The organism is Cellulosilyticum ruminicola JCM 14822 (genome assembly GCF_001311925.1).
Taxonomy (GTDB): Bacteria; Bacillota; Clostridia; order Lachnospirales; family Cellulosilyticaceae; genus Cellulosilyticum; species Cellulosilyticum ruminicola.
In genome coordinates this window covers 1-585 of record NZ_BBCG01000188.1, presented here as the reverse complement: position 1 = coordinate 585, position 585 = coordinate 1, and the positions used below count along the sequence as shown (strand labels likewise).

Here is a 585-nt window from a genome sequence, read left to right as displayed (position 1 = left end):
CAGTCATTTTCAATAGACCCGAAACCGGGTGACCTACCCATGGGCAGGATGAAGTTACCGTAAAAGGTAATGGAGGTCCGAACTCACATCTGTTGAAAAAGGTGGAGATGACCTGTGGGTAGCGGAGAAATTCCAATCGAACCCGGAGATAGCTGGTTCTCCTCGAAATAGCTTTAGGGCTAGCGTTGACAGGAGTCTAATGGAGGTAAAGCACTGAATTGCCTAGGGGGCCCACAAGCTTACCGAAGCATATCAAACTAAGAATGCCATAAAGATACCGTCAGCAGTCAGTCTACGAGTGATAAGACACGTGGACAAAAGGGAAAGAGCCCAGACCATCAGCTAAGGTCCCAAGTGTGTGTTAAGTGGAAAAGGATGTGAGATTTCGAAGACAACTAGGATGTTGGCTTAGAAGCAGCCACTCATTCAAAGAGTGCGTAATAGCTCACTAGTCGAGAGATCTTGCGCCGAAAATGTCCGGGGCTAAAACACACCACCGAAGCTATGGAATTCACAATAGTGGATTGGTAGAGGAGCGTTCAAACTGCGCCGAAGCAGTACCGAAAGGAGCTGTGGAGCGGTTTG

1 rRNA gene is annotated in these 585 nt (G+C 48.2%); it reads left to right on the top strand.

Features of this window, described 5'->3' with window-relative positions:
• Nucleotides 1–585 (top strand): 23S ribosomal RNA (locus tag JCM14822_RS21340); the annotation flags it as partial.